The organism is Mycobacteroides abscessus ATCC 19977 (assembly GCF_000069185.1).
In the GTDB taxonomy this organism is placed as follows: Bacteria; Actinomycetota; Actinomycetes; order Mycobacteriales; family Mycobacteriaceae; genus Mycobacterium; species Mycobacterium abscessus.
Map to the genome: position 1 here is coordinate 1,052,469 of NC_010397.1, position 14,417 is coordinate 1,066,885.

The window sequence follows — 14,417 nt, forward strand, 5'->3', positions numbered from 1 at the left end:
GATTCGCCTGTGTACGTGAGGCATTCCTGCGGACATCATGCCATAGTCACTCTGCGTCGCGCGCCCGCTGTAGGTCGGCGATGGAGGACCAGTCCAGGTTGGCGTGTCCGCCCGCGAGTGCCTCATCGAAAACCGTTCGCAGGATCTCGCCGAACGGGAGCCGCAGCCCGGTATCCGCGGCCACCTCTAATGCCAGACCGACATCCTTGCGGCCCAGGGTGGTTGTGAATCCGGCTGGTTCGTAGGCCGAGGTGGCGATGAGCTTGCCGTAGCTGCTGTAGGCGGGTCCCTGAAACAGGGTGCTGGTCAACAGTTCCACCAGCAGTGCGGAGTCCACTCCGGAGCGTTCCGCCATGCTGACGGCCTCACTCAACGACTGGATGGCCGATGCGATGAGGAAATTTCCGATGATCTTGACGACATTGGCTTGCCGTGGGGCATCGCCCAATCGCCACGTACGCGCCCCGATGACGTCGAAGAACGATTGAGCCTTGTCGATCTGTGCGGCCGCACCCGCCGCCAATACCTGTAACTGTCCGGCTTGCGCGACGGGGACGCGGCCGAACACCGGTGCCGCGACGTATCCCACGCCGTGCTCGTCGTGCAATGCCGTCGCCCGATCGGCCAGCCGGGCGCTGACGGTGGCCAGGTTCACGTGCAGCGCACCATGCCCGGCCGCGAGGACCTCTGGGGTCAACAACGTCTCCGTCACCGCGTGGTCATCGGCCAGTACCGAGAAAACCACACCGGAGTCGAAGGCCTGTGCCACGGAATCCAATGGGCGGGCGCCGACCGCTGCGAGCTCTGCGACGGGAGCGGGTGAGCGGTTCCACACGGATACCTGATGTCCTGCCTGAACGAGATTGTCTGCCATGGCCTTTCCCATGGCTCCCAGTCCGATGACGGCAATTGTGCTCATGAGTGTGCTCCTGTTTCGGTGGGCCAATGGGTAAAGATGTCGGTGTAGTCGTGGCTCATCAATTCGATGACCGTGCCCCACGGGTCGGTCAGATAGGACATGGTCCATGGTCTACCCGACACGACCCGTCGTGGCGCGGTGATCACCCGGCCGCCGGCAGCGGCGACAGATCGCGTCTGTCGCTCGACATCGGAAACCGTCAGGCACAGATGCCAGGTGCCGCGCCGGGTGTACTCGACGGGTACCTCCGGCGGTGGATCGGTCACGGGATCGATGAATTCGAAGAGTTCGACGCCCACGCCGTTCGCCGTCTGTAGGCCGGCCATTCGAGCCTGGCCGAATCGGGCGTCCAGCCCCGGCGGCAGTTCGCCGGCCGGGCCGGGTTCGAGGGTGCGTGGCCCCATGACGCACTCGAAGCCGAACACATCGCGGTACCAGTCGATTGCCGCTGCGATATCGGGCACGGTGATCCCGACGTGGTTGACGGACATCTCTCCTCCACCTGAACCGGTTAAGACGGTTCCACCGTAGAGCACTGTTGAGGATCTGTCGAACCGGTTAATGTGGTTCACATGGCTGGTGCGATCCGGGAGGCGCGGTCGATGTTCCGTCTGGACAACGCGGTGCTGGCCTTCCGGTTCACTGCGACGGTGATTGATCGTGCCGGCGCGGCGACCGAGCGACTTATCGATCCGGACCGTCTGTGGTTGTGGTTGCGGGCTAATGGGTTGGACTTCTCCGGCGCCAGGTTGACCGATGCTGATCTGGTGTCCGCCAAAGAACTGCGCGAGAGCATCCATCGTGCGGGCACCGCGGTGGCGGATGGTGAGCGGATCGACCCGGAGATACTTCGGGTACTGAATACGTTCTCCCGCAGCGGAAATCCGCACAGAGTGTTCGAGGGTCCGGACGCGGGCTGGCAGGGCGCGGGCGTCGCGGACGCGCTCTCGGTGATTGCGGCCAATGCGATCGAGACGCTAGGCGGTCCCGATCGCGATCGCGTGAAGACGTGCGCGGACGAGCACTGCCATGGCCTGTATGTCGATACCAGCCGGGCCAACAATCGGCGCTGGTGCAACATGAACACCTGCGGGAACAGGGCCAAGAAGGCGGCGCTGGGCCGCCGGGGCTAATGAGCGTGCATGACGCCCCAGGCGGGGAGGGGATCGGTGAAGCTACGCCACAGCTCGGGCCCCCCGGCGAGTTCGTCGTCGGTGAGTACCGCGGATTCCAGGAGATGTTGTACGCGGGGCCGGTCCAGGCGGACGCCGATGAAAACAATTTCCTGCCCGGGTGCGATTTCGGTGCTGTGCCAGAACTGAGCGGGTTCGATGGTCAGGTTGGGGCCGGCTTGCGACCAGATCGCGGCGATATCGTCGCGGCTCGCGATCCAGCAGAACCCCTTGCTGCGTAGTAGTCCCTGCATGTTTTCCAGCGCCGTGTTGAGGCGGTGCGGATGGAACGGGCGATCCGAGCGGAAGGTCATGCTGCTGATGCCGTATTCCTCGGTTTCGGGGGTGTGCCCGTCGGCGATTTCCTCATCCCAGCCGGGCGTCTGGGCGGCGAGGTCGGGATCGAACAATCCGGTCTGTAGCACCAGGTCCAGGTCGACGACGCCAGCGGTGGACCGCACGATCGTCGCCGTGGGATTGAGCCGGCGCAGCAGAGTTTCCACCATTCCGAGCGTCCGCTCGTTCACCAGGTCCACCTTGTTGAGGATCAGGACGTCGGCGAATTCCACCTGGTCGGTGAGTAGGTCGGCGATGGAGCGTCCGTCGCCATTCGCGGCGGCCATCTCCCGGTCGGCGAGCGACTCGCCGCGGGCCAGCTCGGGGAGAAAGGTGGACGCGTCAACGACCGTCACCATGGTGTCCAGTCGTGCGACCTGTCCCAGGCTGGTCCCATCCTCGAATTCCCAGGTGAACGACGCGGCCACCGGCATGGGCTCGGAGATTCCGGTCGACTCGATAACGAGCTGGTCAAATCGGTTCTGTCGGGCCAGGTTTCCGACGGCTTCGATCAGATCCTCGCGCAAGGTGCAGCAGATGCAGCCGTTGGTGAGCTCGACGAGCCGCTCCTCGGTGCGGTCCAGGTGGCCGGTGCCCGCAACGAGGGCGGCGTCGATGTTCACCTCGCTCATATCGTTGACGATCACCGCGACACGGCGTCCCTCGGTGTTGGCCAGGATGTGGTTGAGCAGGGTGGTTTTTCCGGCGCCAAGAAATCCGGAGAGCACGGTTACGGGGAGAAGCTGGGCTGTGGTCACATGATAATGATAACCATTATCATTAAGGAGTCGATGCCAGGATGCCCTTCAGCGTCTCCCGGCCCTCGGGATCAAGCGGAAGTAACGGCCGTCGCGGATCGCCCACGGGGCGTCCTTGCAGTTCCAGCCCGGCCTTGACGGTAGTAGGGAGGCCGCCTGCGACGATGAATTGCAGTAAGGGCTTGAGTGCGGTGTAGAGGGACGCGGCATCGTCGTCGCGTCCGGCACGTACCGCCTCGTACAGATCCAGACAGGGCTGCGGTGCTAGACACGGTGCGGCAGTGCACCATCCGGATGCACCGGCGTTGAGTGCGTCGAGCACCAATGGATTGCTGCCGTTATAGAAGGGCAGCAATCCATTGGTGAGGCGCTTGATCTCGAGCATCCGGTTCAGGTCGCCCGTCGACTCCTTGACCATGGTGAAGTTGTCGATATCGCCGAACATCGACACCAAGAGTTCGGGTTTCATGTCCACTCCGCTGGTGGCGGGGTTGTTATATGCCATCAACGGGATATCGATCGCCGCGGCCACCGAGGCATAGTGCTGAGCGATCTCGCGATCGCTGAGTTTCCAGTACGAGATCGGCAGCACCATCACGGCGTCGGCGCCGGCCTGCTGGGCGTGGCGGGCGCGCCGAATGGTGTTGGCGGTGGTCAGATCCGAGGCTCCGACGATGACGGGCACTCGCTTGTTCACCGCCGCCACGGTGGTGTCGACAACCGCGTCGAACTCGCGCTCCTCGAGATACGCGGACTCGCCGGTGCTGCCCAACGGTGCGATGGCGTGGGCGCCGTCGTCCACGAGCCGGGACACGAGCTCGGCGAGCCGGTCGATGTCGACGGTGTCATCGGGGAGGAATGGGGTGACCGGGTAGGCGATGATTCCGTGGAACTGGGGTGTGGATGTCATTAGGAATTCCCTTGTGTCGTCGGCAGGGTGAGGGTTTCGGGGTGATGGGCGAGTGCGGTGCGGGCGTAGTAGGCGAAGTTGGCGATGCTGCGCTTGGGGGTAAGGGTCCAGTCATGCGCCTCGCGGGCTAGCCGGTCGGGCAGCGGCGCGATGGTTCCCGCCGCCATCGCGGCCAGTTGCAGCTTGGCGCCTCTCTCTATCAACACCGCCAGCGAGCAGGACTCTTCGACGGAAGCGCCCGCGACGACGTGACCGTGGTGGGCGAGCAGGATCGCCTTCTTGTCTCCGAGTGCGGCGGAAATGATTTCGCCCTCCTCGTTGCCGACGGGAACGCCTGGCCAGTCCGGCAGGAAGGCGCAGTCGTCGTACAGCGGCGCGATGTCCATCTGCGAGACGATCAGTGGCGTCTCCAGCATGGACAGTGCGGCGACGTGGAACGGATGGGTGTGCACGATGCACTGCACGTCCGGACGAGCCCGGTAGATCCAGCTGTGGAAGCGATTGGCGGGGTTGGCCATTCCTGAGCCTTCGAGAACGTTGAGATCCTCGTCGACGAGAAGCAGGTTCTCCTCGGTGATCTCGTCGAATCCCAGGCCCAGTCGCTGGGTGTAGAAGGTGCCGGGTTCCTCGGCGCGCGCGGTGATTTGTCCGGCGAGGCCGGAATCGTGGCCCCGGTCGAAGAGCGCTCGGCATGTCAGCGCCACCTTCTGGCGGGTGGTCCATTGCGAGTCGGAGAAGTGGGTCTGCATGCTGCGCTCGGCACGATCCATCAGTTCGGATTTGGTGTCGTGAAGGGTGCTGGCCATTTTCGTGCTCCTTTCTGGTCTCGGTGGGTGGACATCACGATAGGACACAAGGTGTCATATCGTCAACAGTGTTGCATCGCGAACGCCGCGGACACCTCGTGTCACACTGACGGGATGGCATCGCTGGTTCGCGCGCTGCGCCGGGAGCGTGGCCTCACCCTGGAGGAACTGGGTAGTCGTACCGGTCTGACCAAGAGCTATCTCTCGAAAGTCGAGCGAGAACACAGCACTCCGTCGGTATCGGTAGCGATGCGCATCGCGGGGGCTCTCGATGTCGACGTGAGCCGGCTGTTCACCAACGATGCGTACGAGTCTCGGGTGGTGGTGGATCGCGGTGCCGACGAGTGGGATGACGGTAAGTTCCATGCGCTGAGCACCGAGATGCTCGGCAAGATCATGACGCCGTTTCTGGCGAGTCCGTCAACCGAATTCGCGGAACACAAGTCGTCGCATGAAGGTCAGGAATTCGTGTTCGTCCACCGCGGATCGATCGAACTGCAGTGCGGCCAAGACGATGAGGTGGTGAGTTACGAGCTGGATGAAGGGGATAGCGCTTATCTCGATGCCACCCGCACCCACCGGATACGCCGGACGTCCGAGACCCCGGCGCTTGTGGTGATCGTCGCCGCGACCTAGCGATTACGTGGGACGGAAGTTCATCGCGGCACCGTTCATGCAATAGCGCAGCCCGGTCGGTTTGGGCCCGTCGTCGAACACATGGCCCAGATGTCCCGCACACCGGCTGCAGAACACCTCGGTACGACTCATCCCCAGGCTGTTGTCTGGTCTTTCGGACACGGCATGCGGCAATGGTTGCCAAAAGCTCGGCCACCCGGTGCCGCTGTCGAACTTGGCCGCCGACGAGAAGAGGTCCAACGCGCAACCGGCGCAACTGAAGACGCCGGTTCGGTGCTCATTGTTCAGTGGGCTGCTGTACGGGGTTTCGGTGCCTGCCTTGCGGAGAATCTGGTACTGGCTGGGGGTTAGTAGCTGGCGCCATTCGGCGTCGGTGTGGACGATCGATGGAACGGGTGCGGATGGCGTCGAAGGATCTGCCGCCGCGCTGTCATACCTGTCCAAGCACGCCAGGGCGCACACGGCGACCACGCCGACGAGCAATTGCCGTCGGGTAAGGGCCGGGTCAGCGGCCGAAGGCGACCAGCGCCGCATAGCGCCAGAGTAGGCCGCCTGCGACGCGCTGCAAAGACCTCGCGGTTACGTGGTTCTGCCTCGCGCGTTGCGGTAGTGGCGTACCAGGGTGTCGGTGGAGCTGTCGGTCTGCTGGGCCGGGGATGTGTCGTCGGTGATGACGGGCAATAGGGCGATGGCCTGTTTTTTGCCCAGCTCGACACCCCATTGGTCAAAGGAGTCGATACCCCAGACGGTGCCGGCGGTGAATACCTGGTGCTCGTAGAGCGCGATCAGCTGTCCGACGGTGGAGGGGGTTAGCTTGCTGGCCAGGATCGTTGTGCTGGGCCGGTTTCCGGGCATGACCTTGTGCGGCACCACATTTGGCGCGGTGCCCTCGGCCGTAATCTCCTCGGCGGTTTTGCCGAACGCCAGCACCTGTGTCTGGGCGAAGAAGTTGCTCATCAGCAGGTCGTGCATGCTGCCGGTGCCATCGGCGGTGGGCAGGTCGTCGGTGGGCTCGCTGAAACCGATGAAGTCCGCCGGGATCAACCGGGTGCCCTGGTGTAGCAGCTGGTAGAAGGCATGCTGCCCATTGGTTCCCGGCTCGCCCCAGTAGATGTCGCCGGTATCGACCGAAACGGGTGCCCCATCGGCCTTGACCGACTTGCCGTTGGATTCCATGGTCAGCTGTTGCAGGTATGCCGCGAACCGGGACAGGTCGTTGGAATAGGGCAGTACCCCACGTGATTGGGCGCCAAAGAAATTCGAGTACCACAAACCGATCAGGCCCAGCAGTGCCGGAGCGTTCTGCTCAAGCGGCGCGGTGCGGAAGTGTTCGTCGACAATGTGGAACCCGGCCAGAAATTGCCCGAACGCCTCACGCCCGATGACCGCCATCACCGACAAACCGATCGCCGAGTCCACCGAGTACCGGCCACCGACCCAGTCCCAGAAGCCGAACATGTTCGCCGTGTCGATCCCGAACTCCGAGACCAGCTTGGCGTTGGTGGAGACGGCGACAAAGTGCTTGGACACCGCCTCATCGCCCAGGGCGGCCACCAGCCAGCGCCGTGCCGCGGTGGCATTGGTCAGTGTTTCAAGGGTCGAGAATGTCTTGGAAGCGACGATGAAAAGTGTTGTGGCCGGGTCAAGGTCGGCGAGCGTGGCCACCAGATCGGCAGGGTCGACGTTGGAGACGAATCGTGCCGAGATTCCGGCGTCGGCGTAGTGGCGCAGCGCCTGATAGACCATCACCGGTCCCAGGTCTGAACCGCCGATACCGATATTGACCACGGTGGTGATGCGCTTGCCGGTGGCCCCGGTCCATTCGCCGCTGCGCAGCCGGTCGGTGAAATCGCCCATGGCGTCCAGTACCTGGTGCACGTCGGCGACCACGTCCTGCCCGTCGACCACCAGCTTGGCATCGCGGGGCAGGCGCAGGGCGGTGTGCAGCACCGCACGGTCCTCGGAGGTGTTGATATGCGCCCCGGCGAACATGGCGTCGCGGCGCCCCTGCAGATCGGCGGCCTTGGCCAAATCGACCAGCAGCGCCAAGGTTTCACGATTCAGCCGGTGCTTGCTGTAATCGATGTACAGATCACCGACGGTGACGGTCAACTCACTTCCCCGGGCCGGATCCTCGGCGAAGAACTCTCGAAGGTGAGTGGAGGCGATCTGCTTGTGATGAGTTTCCAGTGCCTGCCACGCCGCTGCGAGTGTCATGCGACCGAGCCTAGTAGGGGTGATCGCGTGGTGCAGTGCTGCCTATTGGTTGGCGCAGGTTACCCATCGGTTGCTGATTCGTGCGAACCCGGCGATGCCCGACTTTGTCTGGGTCTTCCCGCCGGCGGTCGCCGTGATGGTCACCCGTGACGAAGCGGTATCGCCGTTGATGACAGTCTTCTCGACCTTGTCCACGGTGATCTTCAGGTCATCGGCCTGGCCTTCGAGATCCTCGTCGGTGATCTTCACGCAGGACAGCGCGTTGAGCACCTCGAGGTTCTTGGCGCCCAGCGCGGCATAAAACGCCTTGAGCACGTTCGTCAGCTGATACTGCTCGTCCTTGGTCGCCTCACGTGGCACCGAGGTGGTGGTGGGTCCGGGCACCGAGATGCTGGTCGTCGCTGAAGTGGCCGTGGTCGCCGTCGTGGCGGTGGCGCTTGCACTGGTCGTCGACATATTCGTACCGCCGGTCGTGGTACTGGTCGTCGTTCGGGTCCGCGACTTTGTCGTGGTGGTCGTGCTGGATGTGGTCACCTCGGGATTGACCAACGGCACACCCAGCTTCACGGTCGGGCGGGCCTGCGGGATGTCGTCGACGGTCCGGTTGTTCTCGACCCATAGGCCGACGGCAACCGCGGTCACGGCGGCAAGGCAGACCGCCAGCACACCGATGACGATTTTGGTCGCGTGCCGGGCGACGAACTTGCCGGTGGGCGTCCGCTCGGCGGCAACGGCGGCTTCCAGCTCGTAATCCACCGGCCTGTCGTCGGCCGTCGCCGGCTTCGCGTCCTTCGGGGTGGTCTTGTCCGTGGAGTTCTCCTCGGCGTCGGGCTTGTTGTCACCCTTGTCTTGGTCGCTCAACGAATCCCTCCCTCATCGCGATCCCCGCCGGGATCTGGCCCGATCAGTGTCCCAATCTGCCGCGGCCCAGGCGCAGCAGCAACATGGCGAGAGTATGACCCTCCTGGCCGAGCTCGCTGTAGCGTTCCAGCACTTTCATCTCGCGGCTGTGTACCAGGCGTGGTCCCCCGGAGGCCATGCGTGCCTTGCCGATCTCGCGGGAGACCTCGGTACGGCGCTTGATAGCGGCCAGGATCTCCGCGTCGAGGCGGTCGATCTCCTTGCGCAGCTCGTCGATATCGAGGATGGGATCCCCGGCGCTCTGGCTGGCCTTCTCGGTCATGTGGGTAGTCATTTCTTTCTCAACACCTTCTCTTGGAGCGGTCGCCCCGCGTGCCACCCCGGAATTCGGCCTCACAAGAGATGAGCCCCGAAGTCCGGTAGCGGACTGCGGGGCTCGTGAATCGGCTAGACCACGGGCACCGGAGTCCGGTACCCGTAAAAAAATCGTGGGTGAGCTGCTTGCGCGAAGACAACGCGGCTCTGAGGGTGGTCAAGCACATCGAAGAGTGTAGCCGACATGCGGTGAATGCCGGCGTGAAGAGCATCAAGCCGAGATTGTCCCTTGTCAGCGGTAAGTTAGATCGGTCATGGCGAATCTTTCCGAACCAGCACTTTTTGACATGCCCAGCGACTCGAGTGCCTCCAGCGACGCGTTGCTCGACGGCCTGAACCCGCAGCAGCGGGCTGCCGTCGCCCACCAGGGCGCACCGCTGCTCATTGTCGCCGGTGCCGGCTCGGGCAAGACCGCGGTGCTGACCCGTCGCATCGCGTACCTGCTGGCCGCGCGGGACGTCAGCCCCGGTCAGATCCTGGCGATCACCTTCACCAACAAGGCGGCGGCCGAGATGCGCGAGCGCGTTGGGCGGATCGTGGCGAATCGGGTGCAGTCCATGTGGGTGTCGACGTTCCACTCCAGCTGCGTGCGCATCCTGCGTAACCAGGCCTCGCTGCTGCCCGGGCTCAACTCCAATTTCTCGATATACGACTCGGACGATTCACGGCGGCTGCTGCAGATGATCGGTCGCGATATGGGCCTGGACATCAAGCGCTATTCGCCACGGCTGCTCGCCACCGCGATCTCCAATCTGAAGAACGAGCTCATCTCTCCCGAACAGGCGGTGGCCAACCTCACCGCCGGCGGCCAGGATGGGGAGCTGCGCGGGGATCTTCCGCAGATCGTGGCCGACGTGTACGGCGAGTACCAGCGCCGGCTGCGCGCCGCCAACGCCTTGGACTTCGACGATCTGATCGGCGAGACCGTGGCCGTGCTGCAGCAGTTCCCGCAGATCGCGCAGTTCTATCGCCGCAAGTTCCGGCACATCCTGGTTGACGAGTACCAGGACACCAACCACGCCCAGTACGTGTTGGTCCGCGAGCTGGTGGGAGCTCATGTCGACCGCACTGTGGACCCGGATGGTCCGGAGCCGGCCGAGCTGTGCGTGGTGGGTGACGCCGACCAGTCCATCTACGCGTTCCGCGGCGCGACCATCCGCAATATCGAAGAATTCGAGCGCGACTATCCGAACGCGAAAACCATTCTGCTGGAGCAAAACTATCGGTCCACGCAGAACATATTGAGTGCGGCGAACTCGGTCATCGCCAAAAATGCGAACCGCCGGGAGAAGCGGTTATGGACCGATTCCGGCGAGGGAGAGCTGATCGTCGGCTATGTCGCGGACAACGAACACGACGAGGCGTCCTTCATCGCCCGCGAGATCGACGGGCTCTTCGATCGCAGCGATGCCAACTATGGTGACATCGCGGTGTTTTACCGCACCAACAACAATTCCCGGTCGCTGGAAGAGATCTTCATCCGTACCGGTATTCCGTACAAAGTTGTTGGGGGAGTGAGGTTTTACGAACGCAAGGAAATTCGCGACATCGTCGCCTACCTGCGGGTGCTGACCAACCCGGGCGATGCGGTGAGCCTGCGGCGGATCCTCAACACCCCTCGCCGGGGTATCGGCGACCGGGCCGAGGCCTGTGTCGCGGTACACGCCGAGACCAATGGCATCGGATTCGGGGAAGCGCTGGCCGACGCCGCCGCGGGCAAGGTGGCGATGCTGAACTCTCGTTCCGAGAAGGCAATTGCGGCCTTCATGGATATGCTCGACCAGATCCGTGTCACCCTGCGTACCGATGATCCGGGAGCGCTGCCCGATATCGGCGACGTGGTAGAGGCCGTACTGAACCACACCGGATATCGCTACGAACTGGAGAACAGCAGCGATCCGCAGGAGCTGGCACGTCTTGACAACCTCAATGAATTGGTCAGCGTCGCACATGAATTCAGTGCGGACGCGGCCAATGCGCAGGCCGCCGGGGAAGACGTGCCGGGTGACGATGAGGATGTCGGTGCCCCTCCGGGCAGCCTCGAGGCATTCCTGGAGCGGGTATCCCTGGTCGCCGATGCGGACGAGCTGCCCGAGTCCAGCGCCGGCGTCGTCACCATGATGACCCTGCACACCGCCAAGGGGCTGGAGTTCCCGGTGGTGTTCGTGACCGGCTGGGAAGACGGCATGTTCCCGCATATGCGGGCACTGGGTGACCCGGTGGAGCTCGCCGAGGAACGGCGGCTGGCCTATGTCGGGATCACCCGGGCTCGCCAGCGTCTCTATCTGAGCCGGGCCAAAGTTCGTTCGTCGTGGGGGCAGCCCATGATGAATCCGGAATCACGCTTCCTGCAAGAGATTCCGCAAGAACTTATCGACTGGCGGCGCACCGATCCGCTGCCTGGGCGGATCGCGACGGGCGCCGGCGGTTACGGCGGTGGAGGGTACGGATCCGGCGGATCGCGTGCGGGCGGCGGCTCGCTGGGCGCTCCCTCCAAAAAACGCACCAAGCCGCTGATGGTGCTGGAGGCCGGGGACCGGGTGAGCCACGACAAGTACGGATTGGGTCGCGTCGTGGAGGTGACCGGTGTCGGCGAGAGCGCCACTTCGCTCATCGACTTCGGCAGTGAGGGCCGCGTGAAGTTGATGCACAACTTCGCACCCGTGCAGAAGCTCTAGAACTCACAACGGGCCAGCCGAGCCATGCGGGCCCGCTGTGATGGCACGGCAGGGCAAAAAAGGCCGGGTGTGAGCAACGTTGCTCACACCCGGCCTTGGAAGCTGTGATCAGTCGCCGAAGCGAGTGAAGGTGAGGCCCTTGTTGGCCAGCCAACCCTGCGGGTCGATGCGCTGCGAGCCACCCAACAGCACTTCGAAGTGCAGGTGCGGACCGGTGGAGTTACCGCGGTTACCGATGGTGGCGATGCGATCGCCCGCCATCACCCGCTGGCCCACCGAGACTTCCCAGGTATTGATGTGGCCGTAGAGGGTCACGGTGCCGTCGGAGTGGCGGATCTTGACCCAGGCGCCGTAGCCGGCGGTCGGGCCCGTCGCGATGACGACGCCGTCGGCGGCGGCCACGATCGGGGTGCCGATGCTGTTGGCGATGTCGATGCCACCGTGCAGCGCGCCCCACCGGTAGCCGAAGCCGGAGGTGAAGGTGCCGTTGGTGGGCATCACGAACCGGGGAGCCAGTAGCCGCTTCTCGCGGTCGGCACGCTCGGTCGCGAATGCGGTGGCCTTCGCCAGCTGCTCATCGGTTACCGACGCATCGGTCGCGAGAGGCGCGGAGACCAACTGCGGGCCGTGGGTGGCCATCACCGCAGCGGAGTTACCCAAAGCCAGGCCGTGGTGATCGGCGGCCGTCGCGGCGTCGTGCTCGCTCAACGCGTTGTATCCGGCCGCGGCGGCAGCACCGGCGGCCATGGCAGCCAGCGCGAGGCGTGTCTTGCCTACCTGCCCGATTTCACGGCGACGGTGTACGCCCCCGCTGCTGATCCTGGGCAGTTTGTCGGTGGGGGTGTCGCGAGGGTCCCGGGTGCGTGCGGCAGAGGCGGCGAACCAGTCAGCGGTGGCCTCGATAGAGGCGCGGATCCGGTCGGCTTCGTCGGTGTCTTCTTCCCAGTCCTGCTCCAGCTGATCCAGAGCGGTCTGGTCCTCGATCTCGGCGCCCTCTTCCGGGGCGTCTTCGTAGACGTCGTAGTCCTCAAGTTCGGGGCGTTCCAGCGCGTCACTCAGGCCGAACTCGTCGATCGGCACGATGTTGGTGATCTCGTTCTCGCTTAGTTCCGCGCCTCGGCCACCACGCGTGCGTATCGCTCGATGCTGTGTCAAAACCCTGCCAGTCTTCCGTTCGACGCCACGACCTGACGTGACCAAAACGTGATCTAACCCAAGAGAAGGTAACGGTTGGGCAATGGGAGTCGCAACTCAATGCGCGGATACGCATATAAATGTGACTTGTGTCACGAAGTCGCTGATAGGACTCCCGAGCCCGGGCATCGTTGCCGAATCTCGCAGGGGCTACCTCACCACAGATCACGCACGTATGGCGAGCCCCCGTGACCGAACTGAAACCGGTTGCACATGTGTTCGAGTCCTACCGGCGGATGACAAGCCGATGAATTTTACGACTGACCAGGTGGTGAAATCGGCCACTTACTCAGAAGTAGTGAAGGGCCTTGCTGTGGCCTTGGCTACAGTCCCTAGTGCAATAGTGCCGACCCCGACGTTCGATGAGGAAGATGGGCTAGCTAGATGGATCTTTTCGAGTACCAGGCCAAGGAGCTGTTCGCTAAGCACAATGTGCCGACGACGCCGGGCCGGGTTACCACCACCGCCGAGGATGCCAAGGCGATCGCCGAAGAAATCGGCAAGCCGGTGATGATCAAGGCTCAGGTCAAGGTTGGCGGACGTGGCAAGGCCGGTGGTGTGAAGTACGCCGCCACCCCCGATGACGCTCTTACTCACGCACAGAACATTCTGGGCCTGGACATCAAGGGCCACATCGTCAAGAAGATCCTCGTCGCCGAGGCCAGCGATATCGCCGAGGAGTACTACATCTCCTTCCTGCTGGACCGTGCCAACCGCACCTACCTGGCCATGTGCTCGGTCGAGGGCGGTGTCGAGATCGAGGTAACCGCCGAGGAGAACCCCGACGCACTGGCCAAGGTGCCCGTTGACGCCGTCAAGGGTGTCGACCTGGCGCTGGCTCGTGAGATTGCCGAGAAGGGCAAGTTGCCCGCCGAGGTACTGGACTCCGCCGCGGTGACCATCCAGAAGCTGTGGGAGGTCTTCGTCGGCGAGGATGCCACCCTGGTGGAGGTCAACCCGCTGGTGCGCACCCCCGACAATCAGATCCTGGCGCTGGACGGCAAGGTCACCCTGGACGGCAACGCCGATTTCCGTCAGCCCGGCCATGCCGAGTTCGAGGACAAGGACGCCACCGATCCGCTGGAACTCAAGGCCAAGGAGCACGACCTCAACTACGTCAAGCTCGATGGTCAGGTCGGCATCATCGGCAACGGCGCAGGTCTGGTCATGTCCACCCTGGATGTCGTCGCGTATGCGGGCGAGAACCACAACGGCGTGAAGCCTGCCAACTTCCTGGATATCGGTGGTGGCGCCTCGGCCGAGGTGATGGCTGCCGGTCTTGATGTCATCCTGGGTGACTCGCAGGTCAAGAGCGTTTTTGTGAACGTGTTCGGTGGCATCACCGCATGTGACGCGGTGGCTAACGGCATCGTCGGCGCCCTGAAGACTCTCGGTAACACGGCCAGCAAGCCGTTGGTGGTTCGTCTCGACGGCAACAAGGTCGAAGAAGGACGGGCGATTCTGGCCGAGTTCAATCATCCGCTGGTGATCCAGGCCGAGACCATGGACGCCGGTGCCGACAAGGCGGCCGCCCTGGCGGCCGCATCCAACTAGA

14 protein-coding genes are annotated in these 14,417 nt (G+C 63.7%); 4 read left to right on the top strand and 10 right to left on the bottom strand.

The features are described 5' to 3' along the window. Positions 1-46: 46 nt before the first annotated feature. Positions 47-919: an NAD(P)-dependent oxidoreductase gene (locus tag MAB_RS05425; protein WP_005082939.1), complete on the bottom strand. Its 873-nt coding sequence runs from the start codon at positions 917-919 to the stop codon at positions 47-49. Beyond that, positions 916-1,410, bottom strand: a complete 495-nt coding sequence (locus MAB_RS05430) for a VOC family protein (protein WP_005082938.1) — start codon at positions 1,408-1,410, stop codon at positions 916-918. Before MAB_RS05430 ends, MAB_RS05425 begins: the two co-directional genes overlap by 4 nt. An 81-nt stretch (positions 1,411-1,491) precedes the next feature. Here MAB_RS05430 and MAB_RS05435 point away from each other — a divergent pair, with 81 nt between their 5' ends. Then, positions 1,492-2,052, top strand: a complete 561-nt coding sequence (locus MAB_RS05435) for a CGNR zinc finger domain-containing protein (protein ID WP_005092807.1) — start codon at positions 1,492-1,494, stop codon at positions 2,050-2,052. On the opposite strand, the gene MAB_RS05440 is transcribed toward MAB_RS05435, so the two are convergent. The 3 genes from MAB_RS05440 to MAB_RS05450 are packed head-to-tail and all read right to left on the bottom strand — an operon-like array spanning position 2,049 to position 4,901. Continuing rightward, a complete protein-coding gene (locus tag MAB_RS05440; RefSeq protein WP_005109725.1) occupies positions 2,049-3,185 on the bottom strand; it encodes a GTP-binding protein in 1,137 nt (378 codons plus the stop codon). The two genes, MAB_RS05435 and MAB_RS05440, sit on opposite strands and share 4 nt — an antisense overlap. Before the next feature lie 22 nt (positions 3,186-3,207). Continuing rightward, positions 3,208-4,095, bottom strand: coding sequence for a dihydrodipicolinate synthase family protein (locus MAB_RS05445; protein ID WP_005109726.1), 888 nt, complete (start codon positions 4,093-4,095; stop codon positions 3,208-3,210). Beyond that, positions 4,095-4,901, bottom strand: a complete 807-nt coding sequence (locus MAB_RS05450; protein WP_005082932.1) for an aldolase — start codon at positions 4,899-4,901, stop codon at positions 4,095-4,097. Before MAB_RS05450 ends, MAB_RS05445 begins: the two co-directional genes overlap by 1 nt. Before the next feature lie 114 nt (positions 4,902-5,015). Here MAB_RS05450 and MAB_RS05455 point away from each other — a divergent pair, with 114 nt between their 5' ends. Next, entirely contained in the window at positions 5,016-5,537 is a 522-nt protein-coding gene (locus MAB_RS05455; protein WP_005109728.1) for a helix-turn-helix domain-containing protein, read from the top strand. Positions 5,538-5,540: 3 nt separating this feature from the next. Here the strand turns inward: MAB_RS05455 and msrB are convergent, their stop codons facing one another. The 4 genes from msrB to MAB_RS05475 are packed head-to-tail and all read right to left on the bottom strand — an operon-like array spanning position 5,541 to position 8,949. Then, positions 5,541-6,071: a peptide-methionine (R)-S-oxide reductase MsrB gene (gene msrB / locus MAB_RS05460; RefSeq protein ID WP_005109730.1), complete on the bottom strand. Its 531-nt coding sequence runs from the start codon at positions 6,069-6,071 to the stop codon at positions 5,541-5,543. Between the two features lie 45 nt (positions 6,072-6,116). Continuing rightward, positions 6,117-7,754 carry a glucose-6-phosphate isomerase gene (gene pgi, locus MAB_RS05465; protein ID WP_005109732.1) on the bottom strand — a complete coding sequence of 546 codons (1,638 nt, stop codon included), beginning with the start codon at positions 7,752-7,754 and terminating at the stop codon, positions 6,117-6,119. Between the two features lie 42 nt (positions 7,755-7,796). Further along, positions 7,797-8,615 (bottom strand): hypothetical protein, encoded by an 819-nt coding sequence (locus tag MAB_RS05470; protein WP_005109734.1) that lies wholly within the window; start codon positions 8,613-8,615, stop codon positions 7,797-7,799. Between the two features lie 43 nt (positions 8,616-8,658). Then, positions 8,659-8,949: a chorismate mutase gene (locus tag MAB_RS05475; RefSeq protein WP_005092817.1), complete on the bottom strand. Its 291-nt coding sequence runs from the start codon at positions 8,947-8,949 to the stop codon at positions 8,659-8,661. Positions 8,950-9,310: 361 nt separating this feature from the next. Here MAB_RS05475 and pcrA point away from each other — a divergent pair, with 361 nt between their 5' ends. Continuing rightward, positions 9,311-11,668 (top strand): DNA helicase PcrA, encoded by a 2,358-nt coding sequence (gene pcrA / locus MAB_RS05480; RefSeq protein WP_005109736.1) that lies wholly within the window; start codon positions 9,311-9,313, stop codon positions 11,666-11,668. A gap of 108 nt (positions 11,669-11,776) precedes the next feature. Here the strand turns inward: pcrA and MAB_RS05485 are convergent, their stop codons facing one another. Then, positions 11,777-12,823 carry a M23 family metallopeptidase gene (locus tag MAB_RS05485; RefSeq protein ID WP_005092819.1) on the bottom strand — a complete coding sequence of 349 codons (1,047 nt, stop codon included), beginning with the start codon at positions 12,821-12,823 and terminating at the stop codon, positions 11,777-11,779. A 423-nt stretch (positions 12,824-13,246) separates the two neighbouring features. Between MAB_RS05485 and sucC the strand changes: the two genes are divergently transcribed. Continuing rightward, positions 13,247-14,416: an ADP-forming succinate--CoA ligase subunit beta gene (sucC, locus tag MAB_RS05490; protein WP_005109739.1), complete on the top strand. Its 1,170-nt coding sequence runs from the start codon at positions 13,247-13,249 to the stop codon at positions 14,414-14,416. Position 14,417 lies beyond the last annotated feature (1 nt).